Genomic DNA, 17,560 nt, shown 5'->3' with positions numbered 1-17,560 from the left:
TTATCTATAGTCTACAGACTCATTAAATAATTTAAAAACTCATTAGCATTGTGATAAGTAATGATTTCTGTTTGCTGAAATCCTGTGAAGATAACTATTTCACCTCTTTGACTGAATTTCTTGTCCATCTCTAAGAGTTTTGCCCCCTCTTCTTGTAGTTTATAATGATATTTTTTATCCAATCTTGGAGGAAAATCTAATAAATCAAAAGGTTTAATAATCTTGTTATAAATCTCTCGCTCGATGTAACCGTTCTGCATTGAATATAAGGCAATAGCCCGTATTCCAAGTGCTACAGCTATACCATGAGGGATTTCATAATCGGAGACAGATTCTATGATATGCGCATAGGTGTGACCTAAATTAAGAAATTTTCTCACTCCTGAATCTGTAAGATCCTGACGACAGTAATCTGCTTTTATTTCAATAGATTCCTTGATTAGATCATCAGTTATATCAAAGTCATTTTCAAGAATCTTATTGTAGAGATTGCTTTCTGTTAACAATGATGTTTTAATGCATTCAGCCCAACCATTCATTAGATCGGTTTGGGAAAGAGTTTGCAGGAAAGTCTTATTAATCAGCACTTTCCCAGCAGGATAAAAGCCACCTATCAAGTTTTTGTACTTTGCGTAATTGACACCGGTTTTCCCACCAATAGCAGCATCAATCATGGCAACAAATGTAGTAGGGACAAAGTTTAAGCGACATCCACGCTTATAAATAGATACAGCAAAACCGACGGTATCGAGGGTTATGCCGCCACCTATGGCAATGATCTCAGTATTGCGAGCTACTTTTTTTTCAATAAAAAAATCGATCAACTTCTGCAGTGTAGCGATACTTTTATTACTCTCCGTCGCAGAAAAGAGATAATATGGCTGATTTACAGTAATCAATTGCAGTAATTGTTCATTTAATGCAAAAACATTTTTATCAATAACAAAGACCTTGTTATAGTTTTCTTTTTTATAGAGAGTAATTAGCTCATCAGGGGTAAGGAAGATGATATCAGTAGTTCTGGTTTGTTGCTCAAAATTTATAGCGAATTTTTCCATCGATCCTAAAAAAAATCAGTTAATAAATAATCAAATAACCTGAAACAATAACCCTATCTGATAAGGGCAATAGTTCCTCTTGACGTATCTCCGGATGAAGAGGATACGACATAAAAATAAATCCCGCTACTGCAGCGTTTACCGGCACTGTTTCTGCCATCCCACGAAAACTTAAAAAAGCGATCTTCCTCAAGAATTATGATCAAATCACCGTTCATGTCATAAATACGGCACTGGTTTTTCCCTTCAGGCATGATATCATTGTTTTGGTTAGCAATGATCAAAGTTTCTCCCATATCTGGTCTGAAGGGGTTAGGATATGCTATTGTAGATGATAACTTAATATCAGTATCTTTATAGATTCTACCAATCTCGACCGAAACAAGTCCTTCATCTGTTCCGATAAAGAGATTTCCTGAGTATGGTTCATAGGCGAGAGCTGTGATTTTGTTGGAGAGTAGAGGAGCATTATCTTGATTATAAACAGTAAAACGATTTATATTGAGATCATAGAGAGTCAGACCATTAGCATCTGTTCCTATCCAGACTCTATTAAAGGGATCAACCAACAAAGCGGTGGGGAATGTTGGTGCTGCTCCAAAAAGACGCACTTCGTCTTCGAAATAGAGAATATCACGTTGCCAAGTTCCCACCCAGACTTCTCTTTTTATTGTCGTCGTATAGCGATACCAACGGTTTAGGTTGGTATCATACATGAATAAACCACTCTCGGCTGCTATCCAGACCTCTTCGCCGAAAAAGGTCTCTCGGGAATCTATATCATAGATATAGGTATTGGATAATTGTGAAAAAGGTGGCATTCGCCATGCATCACCCGGTTGATGATTCTGTGGGAAAGAGCTATCATCCCAGTATCGTATACCAGAATAACGGCTACCGAAAAAGGTTTTATCAGAGGTATGATGAATTTTTATTACATCTGATACATGTATATCAGGTGAATATAGCTGAAATGAAGTAAGGGGAGCAATAGTCCCAGAAGTTTCAATAGCATCAATATCATAGATATACATACCACCAGAATAATTGGAAACCCATACATTACCGGCTTTATCGCTAATAATATCACCAATCTCATTGACCTCTAAACCATTGGAACGAGTTAGGTAATGCCATTCAGCATCATTTTCATCATATATAGAGATACCACCACCCCAACCACCAAACCATTTGCGGTTTCTCATATCAATACCCACTCGAAACTTTCTATTTAAAGTTAAAGGACTTGTTTCAGCTCTAAAGTTAGTCCAATGGTATCCATCAAAGCCAGAAACACCACGAGTTCCCTTTCTGTTGATGTTCCCTCCAATATAGCCATTAGTCACCCATAGTTTATTGTTATTATCTACTGCCATGTCGGTAACATTACCGGCAACAAGGCAATTAGACTCTTGTTGATGCCATGTATCGTTCTCTAAATAAAAGAAACCATAACCCCAAGTAAAAGCATACAATCTATTTCTAATTTCTTTAAAACCTTTTATAGCAGAAGTGCTCATACCTGCTTGATTGATTTGGCATATGGTAAACTCATCATCTGGAGATATCTTGATAATTGGGTATAGCTCCGGATTTAGTAGAGGAAAATCCGGATCAAAAGGGGGATTTTCAATATACAGAATGTTTTCATCCCAGATGCCATAAGTAAACCAGATATTATGATCACTGTCAATATATGCAGTTAAAATCTCACCACTTACGATGTCGTCAGGATGTGTATTAGTATCGAATATAGTCCATTCATTTTGATCATTTATATCATTGATTCTAATTAAGCCATTTCTGGTTGCTATAGCAAACACACTGTCGCTATTTGAGATAGAGTTTATTATGTTATCCGGTAACGGTGAATTTCCAGTATAAAAATGTTGCCATGCGGTCAAATCTGTTATATTCGATTTATGCACATAGTTTAAACCATTATCTGTTCCACAAAGAAAATATCCATTATCAGTCAAAACAATTGAGCTTACTCGATTAGAAGATAAACCATTATGAGTGGCTACGTGATAGATCGGTAATGGATAAGGGAAGTCATCATCTTCTCTTAATACCGTAAGACCTTGATTAGTAGCTACATAGATCAGAGAATCACTATGGATAATTGCGTTAATGTTGTTATCTGGTAAACCAAGAACATCATTTAATGGTAGCAAAAAATTCCCATCCCGCAATCTATTAATACCTGATTTTATGGTTCCTAAGAGAATTGTACCAGTTTTTTCCGATTTGACGATGGATTTGATATCAATATCATGTAATCCATCAACTGTTGTATAAGCCCTAATGAACTCTTTAGTTACAGGGTCGTAGATTTCTAATCCACCCCAAGTACCTATGTAAAACTTATCATCTATTTCGACCATATCATAGATATGTGTAGTATTGGTGTAAAACTTCCAGTTTCTCATAGTCCAGATATTTGAACCCAGAGAAAATGCCATGAAAAGTATAAGTATTCTTTTCATTTCAAGAGCTCCTTTTTTACTATTAAATAAAGTACTACAAAAAAGACTATTGCTAAAAAAATCAGGATAGTAAAGAGCAGATTTTTATCGGTGAAAGAGAACCCGATAGCTATCAATCCAAAAAGAAGTGTTACAAAATAACATATATAGTTGATGGTTCTCGGTGCCAGTCCCAATCTAAGCATTTTATGGTGTAGGTGGTGTTGATCTCTTGTAAAAATGCCTTTTTTATACTTGATTCTTCTCAGGATAGCCAAGAATGTATCAGCTAAAGGGATGAATAATATAAGGATCGGAATAAGTAAAGTCATGGCAGTAATTCCTTTATATTGCGCATTACCGGCAATACTTATAGCAGCGATATAGAAGCCGATGAATTGACTTCCTGTATCACCCAAGAATATCTTTGCCGGAGGGAAATTATAAAAGAGAAATGCCAGATTAGTCGCAAACAGAAAAAGTGATAGATAAAAGAGAAGTGGATTATGGAAATTGTAGCCAATCAAGATCAATACTGCAGACACTATCACGCTAATTCCAGAAGCTAAACCATCAATGCCATCAATCAGATTAAATGAATTAATCAGGAGTAGAAACCATAAAACGGTTGCAGGGAATGATAGTAACCCTAAAGATAGAGCATCATTCCAGGGGTTAGTCAAAAGTGTTATTCTGAAACCACTCCAGAACATGAAGATAGCAATAATAATTTGAAATAGAAGTTTCCACCAAGCAGAAAGATGATATTTGTCATCAAAAAAGCCGGCAATAAGAATAGCAATCGAACCAATGATCAGCATAAGAAGATTAGGAAAATCGGTTCCGGGACGAATGATTAGATGATGATAAAATAATATCGCTATTATAGGTAGTGCGATTGAAAAACCACCGCACAAGGGTCTGACTGTCTTGTGAATACTATGTTCTGTGGGTTGATCTAACAACTTATATTTATTGCTTAGTTTAATATTTATTGGAACAAGTAATAAAGATATAGTGAATAATATGACAAAATAGCCGATTGAGGAGTTGAGAGTTAATTCCATATTATGACTACCTATAATATCTGCCACAAGATACAATCTACTTCTATGAGTTGCTTATGAAACAAGATCAGAAATATCATGAATATTATATCCTATCTTACTTAAATATAGTTTTTCATATGAGTTAACGAAACGATCCAATCCAAATTCTGACTGACATTTGGTCAAAGTATTTCGACTCCATAGATTCAGATCATCTATGCGTTGAGGTACTTCTAGTAAAGTTTTACGTAAACGCACATGATCGTCAAGTTGAACTAAAATGCCGTTACTATTATCGATGAGTTCATTGTTACCCTTGATATCAGAAGCGATAACAGGAATACCCAAACTCATTGCTTCTAAGATGGATATTGATAATCCTTCCCAATTGGAATAGAGTACAAATACATCTATATTCTTTAACCAATAATCAATATTATTCTGCCAGCCGGGCATTAGTATTTGGCGATGTAAACCCGCAGAAGCTACAAGATCAAAACACTTATCCCAAAGTTCACCATCACCTATAAAGACGAATTTGATCTGTGGATTGTCTCTACAAACAGAAATTGCTACTCTGGTAAGATTTACAATATTCTTGGCTCGAGTAAACCTAGCAACTGTACCGTAAACAAAGTAATCAACTAATTCGGGATTGGTTTTTGATGGTTTCTTTACACCTTTTATACCATATTTCCGTGGTTGAATCTCAGAATAATGATCAATGCCATTGTGAATTGTCAGAACTTTCTTGCGGGAGAAAAGTTTGCTCTTCAAAGCCCAAACTCGCTCATAATTGTTTACTATTACCAGATAATTACAGAAAAAGCTAACAAAAATCTCCATCAAAAGATAGAAATATCTTGCTACCGGAAGCTGATGAGTATGAAAGGGGAATCCATGAACTGTATGAATGATCTTTGGTACACCTGCTGAACGGGCTGCAATTCTCCCAATAAATCCGGTTTTAGAAGAATGGGTATGCACTACATCAAAACTATATTTGCGACAGAGGAGATATATGTGAAAAAGAGCTATTGGGTCCCAAAGGGAAATATTTCTTCTCAGTGATTTAACTGGCAGATAATGATACCCTGAGTCCAATAATCTAGCAGTTAATGGTCCTCCCGGTTTACAGATCACATATATCTCATACTTTTCCTTATCGAGAGAATCCAGAAGCATTAACATCATTTTCTGTACTCCTGAGAGTAAGGGTAATAGCTGGATATGGAGTAATCTAATTTTCATTTTAGTTCTCAATTAATTAGAATTAAATCAAATTGGAGATGCAATTTGCTCTGACAAAATTCGACTTAATTTCTCATACTGTTTCTCTCTGGAAAACTCAATTATTGTCTTATCGTTACTAAAAGTTGATCTCTTATGAGAAACATCTTTACATACCTTTAAAATAGCTTGAGAAATCTGCTCAACATCTTCTGGATGACATAAGAAGTGTCTTGAGTCTCTCAAAATTATTTTAGCTATTTCAGAATTCTCTGGTATCATAGCCAAAATAGGTTTTCCACTTCGTAAGTATTCAAATACTTTTGAGGTTAATATCCCTTTCCCTTCTTTGTTAGAGAGCATCAGTATTAAAACATCGCTCTTTACCATCGCTTTTATTGTCTCACGATGTGGTATACTGGGAATGATTGAAATATGAGATGATAACTCTTCATTTGATAACAAAGAATAGATGTCTTGATGATAATTACCGATAAATCGAATTTTAAGATTGTTTGGTAATGCACCTCTCTTTTTCAGGGCAGACATAGCTTCCAGAAAATACTTTGGTGTTATTGGAGGGTAGAAACTTCCAGTATATGTAAAATATAGATCATCTTGTGAGGAGGTGAAAAAACTTTCAATTCTCACATCATTGAATGAGAGGTCTCCGAAATTAAAATCCTCTTCATCAAAGCCATTACGAACAGTAACAATATTTTTCTCTTCTATAATGGGAAAGCTGTTTAACAGTTCTGATTTCATAACATTACCAATAGTAGTTATCAGAGATGCTTGCCTGATAATTTTCTCTTCCCATTTACGTGATATTTGACGATGAAGAGATGAAATATATCTATTGTAGGGATGAAGTGTCCAATGATCTCGATAGTCAATAACAAGAGGTATTTTATACTTATTACTCAATTTATTAGCAATCAAAGCAGCTGTGAATGGTCCAATACTTGTCATTATAAGATCATATCTCTTGGTTAGGAGTAGGTTTTTAGCTTTATTATATGCAAAGGGGAACCAACCAATTTTTTCATCAGGGATTAGCAGGTTTTTTATGAAATTTCGGATAGTGTCAGAGAAGGAGAAATAGAGAGACCAGCTTTGTTTAAGCTCTTTTCTTTGTCTGTTATGTAATGGTATCAATCTCTTAAAGGAACAAAAGAATTTATTGATTAGAAAAAGAAGAGAGAGAATTTCCCAGGATTTGGTTCTGATAATTTGATCAGATTGACATTCTTGTTCTAAATCATAATCAAGAGAATGATAGATTATGTCTTTAACACTAATAACATCAATTTCCCAGCCAAATCGTCTTAGATATTTTACCATTTTGCCAAGCCGGATAGAAGCAGGTCCACCCAAAGGTGGATAATAGTAGGCAATCAGCAAAATTCTCATCTTTTGTGGTTAATTATTGTAGATTTGTCTAACGGGTCGAATAAGTATACTTAGCATACAAAACTATTTCAATCAAGAAAGTTATCAGCAACTTTCTTCATCGATCTCCAAATATATCTGATCATCTTTAGGGGCGATTAGGGTAAAGCTATCTCCAGCTTTAACATCTTTCAACGTTACTGATCTTCCCTTAATCTTCCCCTTTGCACCGCTGATTTTCTTGATTGTTCTGTTACCCCATAGAGTTATTGTTATACTAGGAAGTTGCTTTGGACAGAAAAAATGAATCTCTTCTTCTCCAACTTCAACCTCTACCTTTGCTCTGGCTTCCCACCATTCTGCTATTTCGCTAAAAGTACCTGAGAAGCTAGGTGACTGAGAAAGCAGCCGTAAAGTGAAATCAAGAAGCTGAGAACTGTATTTGATGTCATTGATTTTCGAGATGGAAAAATTTAAAGTAAGCAAACCATTAGTCTTTTGGATACCTGTCACTAAATTCTTGATAAGCGTTTGAGCCCTCTCTTTTGATAGAATGGCGTACTTACTCAGCCGGAGGATGTTATCGGTGAAAGTAAGAGGGATTTCCCAATGATTGATCGGTTTATCAGGATGATATGTTCTGTATGGGAAGGCAATACCATTTCTATATCCAGTCTGTTCATTTAATGTTTTGCTCGAGTCATAGAGAATTTCAAGGTCACTATGGAGTAATGGAGTAACCAGATTATCATATTGAAAATGGTTATGTCTGATACCTTGAACCTTATGTCCGATTGTGTTGGAGAGTCTGGTAATCTGTTTACTAATTTCTTTGCTTTGATGTGAGGCGTAAGATGCTAAAAGTGCAATTTCCCCTCCATCTTGTTGTATTTGATTTATCTCTGTTATGAGATCAGGGTCTTTTAAGGAATAGTCAATATCATAGTGACTTTGTTTTTTATTACTCACTCCAAAAAAGTAGGTCGCTTTTATCGCCTGTTCTTTTAATATTTCACGGATCTCATCGAAATTCCAGTAGACTTCATAGTTAGTAATCAAGTAGTTTAACTTCTCTTTTAAGTTACGGAAGAAAGTGCCCCATTTTAATATAAAAAGCAGCTTAATGTCGGTAAAAAAAGAGGTGAATAGCCGCTGCAGGCTCCATTTCTGAAGGTAATCAATGTTATGCGAAATAGCATAGGCATATTCTTCACCGTTTGGCCAAAATTCTTTTTTCACTAAAAAGGTAACCGGTTGAGTTATAATTGCTTCCCGTAAAAAACTTTCGATCATCCAAAGCAGAGCGTTAACATAAGGGAAGTTTTTGTATCCAATTAAAGGTAATTCAGTATCAGGTATATTTCCATGTATATCTCGTTGTGTAGAAAAAGTTTCCTCATAACCTGAGAGATGAAAAAAGACATTACCGATGATATCAAAATTGAACTGACCCCAATAAATTTCGTTCACTTTATAAGTGATTAAAGGATATTGAAATTCTTTTTCACTCAGCACCGGTATAACTTTCTGTAGTTTGATTTCTTGTAGTCGGTCTAACAATCCCTCTTTGTCAATTCTTCCTGTTGTTAATAGGTCTGTTTCTGCCTTGATAAAGAAAACGATTTTATTATAGGTGAAAATCATTTTTTCTTCGTTTGTCGGTTCTAACAGACCATAAAAAAATATGATCTCGTCTCTTTTTAATTCACCAATCTTGTTGATAAACCTATATTGCATACCAAGGGTATCAAAGATAAAACAAAATGTATATCTAACAATGTCGTCAAATCTCTCTAGTTTGCGGTCTATCATTATTGCGATCATATGATCTATTCATCCCTTAGTCTTTTTTGTCAGTTTAAGAAACCCCCTTTTCTTTGTCAATTGTTCTGATTTAGCAGCTAACTACTTTCCTGCACTATACTTGTTTTAACAAAAAAAAGAAAAGTCAGGCTCGTTTTGTGAATATGCTTTTTTATTCTTGTTGTAGTTAAGCTGTTGAACTACTCGAGCTACTTTTATTTACTCTTGACTGATAACTTGAAATAAATATTTAGTTTTAACTGGTAAAAAGAAGAAAAAGTATGTTATATGGGGGTACTTATTGATCAGATTAAGTATCGACAAAAAAAGAGTAGATAAAGCAAGAGGATATGCAAGGGATATAGCAATATCCTTCCAGGAGCTTATTGAAAAGAACAGCTCAGTAACTATTGAACGCACTGTAGCCAGATTGATGGGAGTTGATGGTGCTCTACCAACTGGAGAACCTTTACCTAATCTTCTGGTAGAGCATTTACGAGTAAGAGATGTTCTATCGCGTGGAGTTGCTTACTGGCTTACTAACGGTATGTTAGTTGAGGGAACAAGTGCTAAGGCGATTGCCGAAAAAGTAGCAGCTGGAGAATTGGATCTGACATCTTTGCCTGCTCAACCAACAGATAAGATCTTGGAAGAATTGGAAAAAGTTAGTTCCCTAACATTGAAAAAGATCAGGGATCAACGATGTATACGGGAAGATGCATATATTAAATATGGACCAAGAAACCAACCGGCGATCTATGTGATAGTAGCCACTGGAAATATCTATGAAGATGTAGTGCAAGCACAAGCAGCAGTAAGGCAGGGTGCAGACATCATTGCTGTAATTCGTTCAACAGCTCAGTCTTTGTTGGATTATGTTCCTTTTGGAGCAACAACCACCGGATTTGGTGGAACTTATGCTACTCAGGAAAACTTTCGGATCATGAGACAGGCACTTGACGAAGTAGGTGAAGAAGTAGAGAAATATATATCACTTACTAATTATGCATCGGGTCTCTGTATGCCTGAAATTGCCGCAATGGGAGCTTTAGAACGTCTTGATATTATGCTAAATGACGCAATGTATGGAATTCTTTTCCGTGATATAAATATGAAACGCACATTCTTAGATCAATATTTCTCAAGAATGATCAATGCCTATGCCGGGATAGAGATCCAGACCGGAGAAGATAACTATCTGACTACATCTGATGCAATTGAATCTGCATATACTGTAACAGCATCTCAATTGATAAATGAACAATTTGCTCTAATGTCGGGACTTAGACCTGAAAAGATGGGATTAGGACATGCTTTTGAAATAGATCCTGAGATTGAGAATTCAGTTCTTTACGAGATTGCACATGCATTCTTAACTAAAACTCTTTTCCCCGATTCTCCGGTTAAGTATATGCCACCCACCAGATTTGCTTCCGGGAATATTTTTAAAACCTATTTAATGAATGGTATGTTTAATATGGTTGCCCAAATAACCGGGCAAGGTGTTCAACTTTTAGGTATGATGACAGAAGCAATTCATACTCCTCATCTGGCGGATAGGGGCTTAGCTATAGAAAATGCCCAGTATATTTTTAAAGCCGTAAAAAGTTTTCCTGATGAATTTATCTTGCAAGAAAATGGTTTTATCAATCAACGAGCTAACAGGGTTTTAGATGAGGCAAGCGAATTTCTGTCACATGTTAAGGAGATTGGTTTGATGCAGGCATTATCTGAAGGTGCTTTTGCCGAGATAAAAAGAAGTGAGCATACCGGAAGAGGCTTAGAGGGTGTCTTTTTTAAGGATACAGAATATGTTAATCCTTTTATGGACAAGATGAAATCCGAGCTCTTTGGGAGTAATGTAGAATATATAATGTAGAATATATAATGTAGAATGTATAATGTAGAATGTACAATGTAAAATTAAAAGGTGATATGGTGAGTGATAATTACGATAGTAAGCATGAGACAAGTGAAGTTTCTAAAAATATTGTAAAACCTTACGGTGATACACTTAACGATGGTCGTGTTCAGATATCATTTGTTCTGCCAGCACCTGCAAATGATAAAGGTAAAGAAGCGGCTAAGCTTATCCTTAAGCAAATGGGTTTAGATGAGATCGAAGTGTGTCATATCAAAGATCTCACTACCGGTTTTACACATTTTATTGCCTATGCCACCTGTAATGCAGTAGTAGATCTTAATAAGATCAAGGTCAGGTCTGTAGATATTGTTTCTCTGGGTATGGAGCAAATAGATGAATATATTGATCAAAATATAGGTAGAGAGCTCAGAGTAGTGGGTGCTTGTATTGAGTCTGATGCCCATACAGTTGGGATCGATGCCATAATGAATATGAAGGGGTATAGTGGTCATTATGGCTTAGAAAGGTATCGTAATTTTAGGGCAATAAATTTGGGAGCTCAAGTATCAGTGGAAGATCTGCTAAAAAAAGCAATGGAAGTCAATGCCGATGCGGTATTAGTATCACAAGTGGTTACCCAAAAGAACATACATGTTAAAAACCTAACTAAGTTAATTGAGTTAACGGAAGCAGAGGGGCTAAGAAATAAGATGCTCTTTATTTGTGGTGGTCCAAGGATAAATCATGATCTGGCAATAGAGTTAGGTTACGATGCTGGTTTTGGAAGTGGCACTTATGCCAGTGATGTGGCCTTTTTTATTGCTAAATATTATTCTGAAAAGTAAAAAAAAAGTGATCAGTAATCAGTGAGCAGTGAACAGAGAAAAATGTACTGTACTGAAATAGGTGGACTAAAATGGAGGAATAATATGCAATCTCAGTTTAGTAAAAGACCTACTCTATTTCGTTACAGTGAAACTTTTAAGTTAAAGGTAGTAGATGAGATCGAAAAAGGTAAGTTGACAATCCGACAAGCATCACAGATCTATGAGATAAATGGTGGCGCCACCATTTATGGCTGGCTCAAGAAATATGGTAAGAACCATTTAATAAGAAAGGTCGTGAGGGTTGAAATGAAGAATGAAAAGGATATTATCAAAGCCAAGGACGAAAAAATCCGTGAACTTGAGCAGGCTTTGGCAGCACTTACTGTCCAGAACATATGTCAGAAATGTTATATTGAAACAGTAGAGTCCAGACTGACCGAAGAAGAAAAAAAACTGCACTTTCACATCTATCCCCAGAGCAAAGACGAGTCTTAGAGAGAATAAAACAAAAGCATCGATGAGCACTATCTGCAGTTTTTTTGGTATGAGCAAGTCCGGTTATTACAAGAAATTGAAAATGAGATCACTTCAGTTAGCCTTTGAAGATGACGTACTATCTCGTGTGCGGAAGATACGTATGGAACATTCGTTTTATGGAGTTAGGAAAATCTTCCAAGAACTGAAGAGAGACGGCTACCAGATAAGTCGGGACAAGCTTTGGAGGGTTTTACAGAGACATAATATGATGCTACCACTACGATATAGGAGAGTAAAGACTACTATACCTGGCTGGATACCATATCAACCAAGAAATCTGGTCAAGGATATTGAAATCACTTCAGTTCATCAGGTTTGGTTCAGTGACATTACATATATATTAACTCTTGATGGCATGGTTTATTTATCGACAATCATGGATGCCTACTCACGTAAGATTATCTCTCATATAGTGAGCACAGATATTACTGCTAAAAGTTTATTATGCTGCCTTAGCAAGGTAATTAAATCTGTCTCTTCCACAAATGGTATCATACATCATTCGGATCGTGGTTCTCAGTATTGCTCTAACATATATAGATCGACCCTTGAAAATAATGGTTTTCAGTTAAGTTATACTGGCAGAGATCACTGTTATGACAACGCTAAAATGGAACGATTCTTTAACACATTGAAACATGAATATAAGTTAAAAGGGATTGTACAGAGTAAAGCACGAGCAAGAGAATTGATTGACAATGCCATAGATGATTATAATAATAGGCGCATCCATGCTGCATTAAACTATAAAACTCCACAAGAGGTGTATAATGCTGCTTGATAATTTAATGAAAAAAAAGTACAAATAAACAGTCCACTATTTCAGTACACCACAAAACCTAAGGAAGGGATAGCAAGGGGAAAAGTGTTACGTGTTATGGGTTACGTGTTACGGGAAAAGCCAATGTAAGAGTAGCAAGTCCATCGGGAGGGTAGCAAGAAGAGGGTGCGAGGGGGTGAAAAAGTTGTGAGTTGTGAGTTGTGAGAAAAAAATATCAGGAGGTAATAATTAATGCCGGAAATAGTATCAGTTAAGGAAGCGGCAGCTTTGGTTAAACCGGGCAGCAGTATTTTATTTGGTGGTTTTCTTGCTGTCGGTTGTACAGAAAATCTTATAGATGCCTTGAAAGAAATAGGTACAAAAGATCTGGAGATAATCGTTATTGCAACCGATTATGAAGACAGGGGAGTTGGTATTCTGATAGCCAACAAACAAGTTGCGAAGATCAAGAGTTCTCACATTGGAACTAACAAAGCAACTCAGGCACAGATGAACAATGGCGAAATAAAGGTAGATCTAATCCCACAGGGAACTTTATTAGAGCAGATAAGGGCTGCCGGTGCCGGACTTGGTGGTGTACTGACTCCAACCGGTTTGGGAACTGTTGTGGCTGAAGGTAAACAAATAATTGTTGTTGATGACAAACAGTACCTCTTAGAAAAACCAATATCAGCAAATTTTGCTTTTATAAGAGCAGCTAAAGCAGATAGATATGGTAATCTCATCTATAGTAAAACAGCCCGGAACAGTAATCCAATAATGGCTACGGCAGGGAAGATCACTATAGCTGAAGTTGATGAAATATTGGAAGTTGGAGAAATTTCTCCTGAAGATGTTGTAACTCCGGGTGTTTTTGTGGATTATTTAGTTTTACATAAGGAGGGGTGAAAAAGTTGTGAGTTGTGAGTTGTGAGAAAAAAAATCAGGAGTAAATATGCAAGATAAATGCAAGAAATATATGGATAAAGATCTGAAAAAAGCACTTATTGGAAAGAGAATTGCCCAAGAACTGAAGGATGGTGATTTTGTTAATTTAGGAATTGGTTTACCAACTGAAGTTGCTAATCATATTCCACCCGGTATTAATGTTTTCTTTCAAAGTGAAAATGGTATCATGGGGGTAGGACCTGCGCCTAATGAAGGAGAAGAAGACAAAGATCTGATCAATGCCGGTGGGGGGTATATTACCGCTATGAAGGGTGCGTCATATTTCGATACCTGCCTGAGTTTTGCCATCATTAGAGGTGGTCATATTGATATGACTGTTTTAGGGGCTCTACAGGTAGATCAAGAAGGGAATTTAGCTAATTGGATGATCCCTGGTAAACTTGTTCCCGGAATGGGTGGTGCAATGGATCTGGTAACAGGATCACGAAAAGTCGTGATCGCCATGGAGCATTGCGACAAGAATGGGAACCCGAAAATACTTAAAAAATGCACACTTCCACTAACAGCTAAAAACAAAGTTAATTTAATAGTGACTGATAAAGCGGTTATTGAGGTTACTGCTCAAGGGTTACTCCTGAGAGAGATATCTCATGGGATGACAGTTGATGATGTATTAAAGGTTACGGAAGCAGATTTGATCATACCAGATCATGTAGGTGTATTTGGGCTTTGATAGGAACAGAGATATGATCTTACAAGAAATGATCTTTAACTTGCAGAAATATTGGGCTGAAAAGGGATGCAATATTCTACAACCTTATGATATGGAGATGGGTGCTGCGACCTTTCATCCGATAACTTTTTTCGGATCATTGAGTAAAAACCCTCTTAGTGTTGCTTATGTGCAACCTTGCCGTCGTCCAAAAGACGGTAGATATGGTCAGAATCCTAATCGCTATCAACATTATTACCAATTTCAAACTCTAATTAAACCTTCTCCGGATAATATCAAAGAACTCTATCTGGAAAGCTTAGAAGCGATCGGAGTTGAGTTGATCAAACACGATATCCGCTTCATTGAGGATGATTGGGAATCTCCAACTCTCGGAGCTTGGGGGCTAGGATGGGAAGTATGGCTGGATGGTATGGAAATAACTCAGTTCACTTACTTTCAACAGATCGGAGGATTGGATGTCTTCCCTACCAATGTAGAGTTAGCGTATGGGTTGGAGAGAATAGCCCTGTATCTTCAGAATGTTGATGACATAAAAGATATTAAATGGAACGATAAGACGACCTATGGAGAGATCTTCTTCAATAAAGAAGTTGAATTTTCTCAATTCAATTTCGTAGATCTGCCTGAAAAATCTTATTTCAATGCCTTTGACGACTATGAAAGACAAGCACAGGAATTAATTTCCAAAAAATTACCATATCCTGCCTATGATTGTATCATGAAAAGTTCTCACATCTTCAATCTCCTTGATGCCCATGGTGTGATCAGTGTAATGCAAAGAGCTGCCTATATAAATCGCATCAGGAGAATGGCTAAAGATTGTGCACTATCGTATATAGGGAAGTATGAGGTGGAAAGGTGACAAGGTGGCAGGGTGACAAGGTGAGAAAGCAAAGTAAAAGGAGTAAATATGCAAGATAAGTGCAAAACATATTGGGAAAGGATGGCGACAAAGTTAGCAATATGCTGGAGTGAAGAGATACTTCAGATCGCAACATATAACAGTGAGATATCTGATAGAGGTAATCTGATCGTTGTCTTAAAAGATGATTCAATTAAAAATATCGTTAAAGCACATTCAGTGGTAAAAGAGTTGACCAAGATGGGTATGGAACCGCCTTTGGTGGTGAGTGAAGACTATATAGCAAATTCTTTGGACAGCTTTCCCCTTGAATTTCTCAATATAAAGACCGATTACCAAAATGTGATCGTGAAGAAAGAAGTACTTGAAGGGTTACAGTTTGAAAAGAGCTATATTCGTTTGGAGATGGAACGGGAATTGAAAAGCAAGATTCTCCTGATCAAAATGGCAATTTTAGACAATTACGGTAAACCCAAAGTCATGAGGAATTTGATCAAAGTTTCTGTTCACTCTATTGAACCTATATTGAAGGGCTTACTTTTTTTACTTGATGTTCCCATACCCCTTAATCATAAAGAGCTGATCGATAAAGCAGATGAAGTAACAGATTTTCCAATAGATTCCTTGCTGACGGCAGTTGATTTTACTTTAGGAAGGACAGCTATTAAGAAGGAAGATTTTACTGGATTTTTCGATACATTTACCAAACAATTACAGGTGTTATCAGATTTTATTGAGCAGTTGAAGATAAAAGGATAAAAGGTGTTACGTGTTATGGGTTACGTGTTACGGGAAAAGCCAGTGGAAGGATTAGCAAGTCCATTGGGAGAGATTGTGAAAAAGGGCGATAACTAAAAGAAAAGGATAAATTGAATTGAAAGAGACAAACAAGGGTGAACAAAAAAAGTTATTTTCCAGAATAGTTCCCTATTTAAAACAGAATCTTAAGTTTCTCATACTGGGTGTTATTGTTCTTATTATTGTGGATGCGGTACAACTGCTCATCCCTAAAGTGATGCAGGTTGCTATTGACAGTTTAGGGAAGGAGGGATTCACACAAAGACATTTAGCCGGCTATATGTTGCTGATATTTCTGATGTCCGGTGTGATCGCACTGATGCGTTATTATTGGCGGATCTTGATAATCGGAACTTCCTGGATCATAGAACGGGGATTGAGACAAAATTTTTATGAACACTTGATAAAGTTAGCCCAAAATTTCTTCAACAAAGCAAAAATAGGTGATCTGATGGCTCATTCCACAAATGATATGAATGCCATCAGAATGTTATTTGGTATCGGTTTTGTGGCTGCTGCAGATATTATCATTCTAACTCTGGCATCGATCGTTTTTATGGTAACCATAAATCTGAGATTAACTATCTATGCTATTTTACCACTCCCGATCTTATCTTTGGCAATCTCCTATTTCGGAAGAAAAATGCACCGGCAATTCACAAAAGTCCAGAGTTCATTTTCTGCTCTTTCAGGGATGGTTCAGGAAAGCATCTCAGGGATCAGGGTAGTGAAGGTTTTTGGGCAGGAGAGAACCGAACTTAATAAAATGAATGAGTTCTCCTATGAATATCAGCAAAACAATGTCAAAATGGCTAAATTATCCGGTCTTTTTCACCCATTTCTGGGCTTTGTTATTAGTATCAGTATGATCATTGTGCTGGTTTTTGGCGGTAGAGCAGCTATCAGAAATGAGATCTCGATCGGAGAATTTATCGCTTTTCATGCTTATTTGAGTATGCTCGTTTGGCCTATGATAGCTATCGGTTGGATCGTGGAACTATATCAAAGAGGAACTGCTTCCCTGAAAAGAATTAACAAAATATTAGATACTCCGGAAGAGATAGTTGATGGAGATGTAGATACTAACATTACTGAATTGAAAGGTAATATTGAGATCAGAAACCTGAGATTTGGATATGGGGTTGAGCAGAGAGCTGAGGGCGGAGAGCAGAGGGCGAAGAGTGAAGAGCAAAGAGCTGAGAGCGAAGAGCATAGGGCTGAGAGCGAAGAGCAAAGGGCTGAGGGGCGAGGGAGCGAGGGATTGAGT

General features: G+C 36.7%; 15 protein-coding genes. 9 read left to right on the top strand and 6 right to left on the bottom strand.

Annotation, left to right across the window (positions count from 1 at the left end; all coding sequences use genetic code 11):
- Positions 1 to 11 precede the first annotated feature (11 nt).
- The 6 genes from K0B81_07135 to K0B81_07110 form a co-directional block, all read right to left on the bottom strand.
- Positions 12 to 1,058, bottom strand: coding sequence for a 3-dehydroquinate synthase (locus tag K0B81_07135; protein ID MBW6516370.1), 1,047 nt, complete (start codon positions 1,056 to 1,058; stop codon positions 12 to 14).
- A 53-nt stretch (positions 1,059 to 1,111) separates the two neighbouring features.
- Positions 1,112 to 3,547 carry a hypothetical protein gene (locus tag K0B81_07130; GenBank protein ID MBW6516369.1) on the bottom strand — a complete coding sequence of 812 codons (2,436 nt, stop codon included), beginning with the start codon at positions 3,545 to 3,547 and terminating at the stop codon, positions 1,112 to 1,114.
- Positions 3,544 to 4,620 (bottom strand): undecaprenyl/decaprenyl-phosphate alpha-N-acetylglucosaminyl 1-phosphate transferase, encoded by a 1,077-nt coding sequence (locus K0B81_07125; GenBank protein ID MBW6516368.1) that lies wholly within the window; start codon positions 4,618 to 4,620, stop codon positions 3,544 to 3,546. The genes K0B81_07130 and K0B81_07125 overlap by 4 nt, the downstream gene beginning before the upstream one ends.
- A 27-nt stretch (positions 4,621 to 4,647) precedes the next feature.
- Positions 4,648 to 5,826: a glycosyltransferase family 4 protein gene (locus tag K0B81_07120; GenBank protein ID MBW6516367.1), complete on the bottom strand. Its 1,179-nt coding sequence runs from the start codon at positions 5,824 to 5,826 to the stop codon at positions 4,648 to 4,650.
- A gap of 27 nt (positions 5,827 to 5,853) precedes the next feature.
- On the bottom strand, positions 5,854 to 7,218 hold the full coding sequence (locus K0B81_07115; GenBank protein MBW6516366.1) for a glycosyltransferase: 1,365 nt from the start codon (positions 7,216 to 7,218) through the stop codon (positions 5,854 to 5,856).
- An 84-nt stretch (positions 7,219 to 7,302) separates the two neighbouring features.
- Entirely contained in the window at positions 7,303 to 9,021 is a 1,719-nt protein-coding gene (locus tag K0B81_07110; protein MBW6516365.1) for a hypothetical protein, read from the bottom strand.
- A 280-nt stretch (positions 9,022 to 9,301) separates the two neighbouring features.
- Between K0B81_07110 and K0B81_07105 the strand changes: the two genes are divergently transcribed.
- From K0B81_07105 to K0B81_07065, 9 genes are all read left to right on the top strand, one after another.
- Entirely contained in the window at positions 9,302 to 10,879 is a 1,578-nt protein-coding gene (locus K0B81_07105) for a lysine 5,6-aminomutase subunit alpha (protein ID MBW6516364.1), read from the top strand.
- Positions 10,880 to 10,935: 56 nt separating this feature from the next.
- Positions 10,936 to 11,709: a cobalamin-dependent protein gene (locus K0B81_07100; protein MBW6516363.1), complete on the top strand. Its 774-nt coding sequence runs from the start codon at positions 10,936 to 10,938 to the stop codon at positions 11,707 to 11,709.
- 84 nt (positions 11,710 to 11,793) lie between these two features.
- A complete protein-coding gene (locus K0B81_07095; protein MBW6516362.1) occupies positions 11,794 to 12,186 on the top strand; it encodes a transposase in 393 nt (130 codons plus the stop codon).
- A complete protein-coding gene (locus K0B81_07090) occupies positions 12,161 to 13,009 on the top strand; it encodes an IS3 family transposase (protein MBW6516361.1) in 849 nt (282 codons plus the stop codon). The genes K0B81_07095 and K0B81_07090 overlap by 26 nt, the downstream gene beginning before the upstream one ends.
- Before the next feature lie 231 nt (positions 13,010 to 13,240).
- On the top strand, positions 13,241 to 13,897 hold the full coding sequence (locus tag K0B81_07085) for a 3-oxoacid CoA-transferase subunit A (GenBank protein MBW6516360.1): 657 nt from the start codon (positions 13,241 to 13,243) through the stop codon (positions 13,895 to 13,897).
- A 70-nt stretch (positions 13,898 to 13,967) separates the two neighbouring features.
- A complete protein-coding gene (locus K0B81_07080) occupies positions 13,968 to 14,630 on the top strand; it encodes a CoA transferase subunit B (protein ID MBW6516359.1) in 663 nt (220 codons plus the stop codon).
- A 13-nt stretch (positions 14,631 to 14,643) separates the two neighbouring features.
- Positions 14,644 to 15,495 carry a glycine--tRNA ligase subunit alpha gene (locus tag K0B81_07075; protein MBW6516358.1) on the top strand — a complete coding sequence of 284 codons (852 nt, stop codon included), beginning with the start codon at positions 14,644 to 14,646 and terminating at the stop codon, positions 15,493 to 15,495.
- 48 nt (positions 15,496 to 15,543) lie between these two features.
- Complete coding sequence (locus K0B81_07070) at positions 15,544 to 16,254, top strand: hypothetical protein (protein ID MBW6516357.1); 711 nt, start codon at positions 15,544 to 15,546, stop codon at positions 16,252 to 16,254.
- Between the two features lie 115 nt (positions 16,255 to 16,369).
- Positions 16,370 to 17,560: hypothetical protein (locus K0B81_07065; protein ID MBW6516356.1), on the top strand; the 1,191-nt coding region annotated here is incomplete at its 3' end.

The organism is Candidatus Cloacimonadota bacterium (assembly GCA_019429305.1).
Lineage (GTDB): Bacteria > Cloacimonadota > Cloacimonadia > Cloacimonadales > JAJBBL01 > JAHYIR01.
Note: the sequence above shows the minus strand (reverse complement) of the source record. Positions and strands in the feature narration are given on the sequence as shown.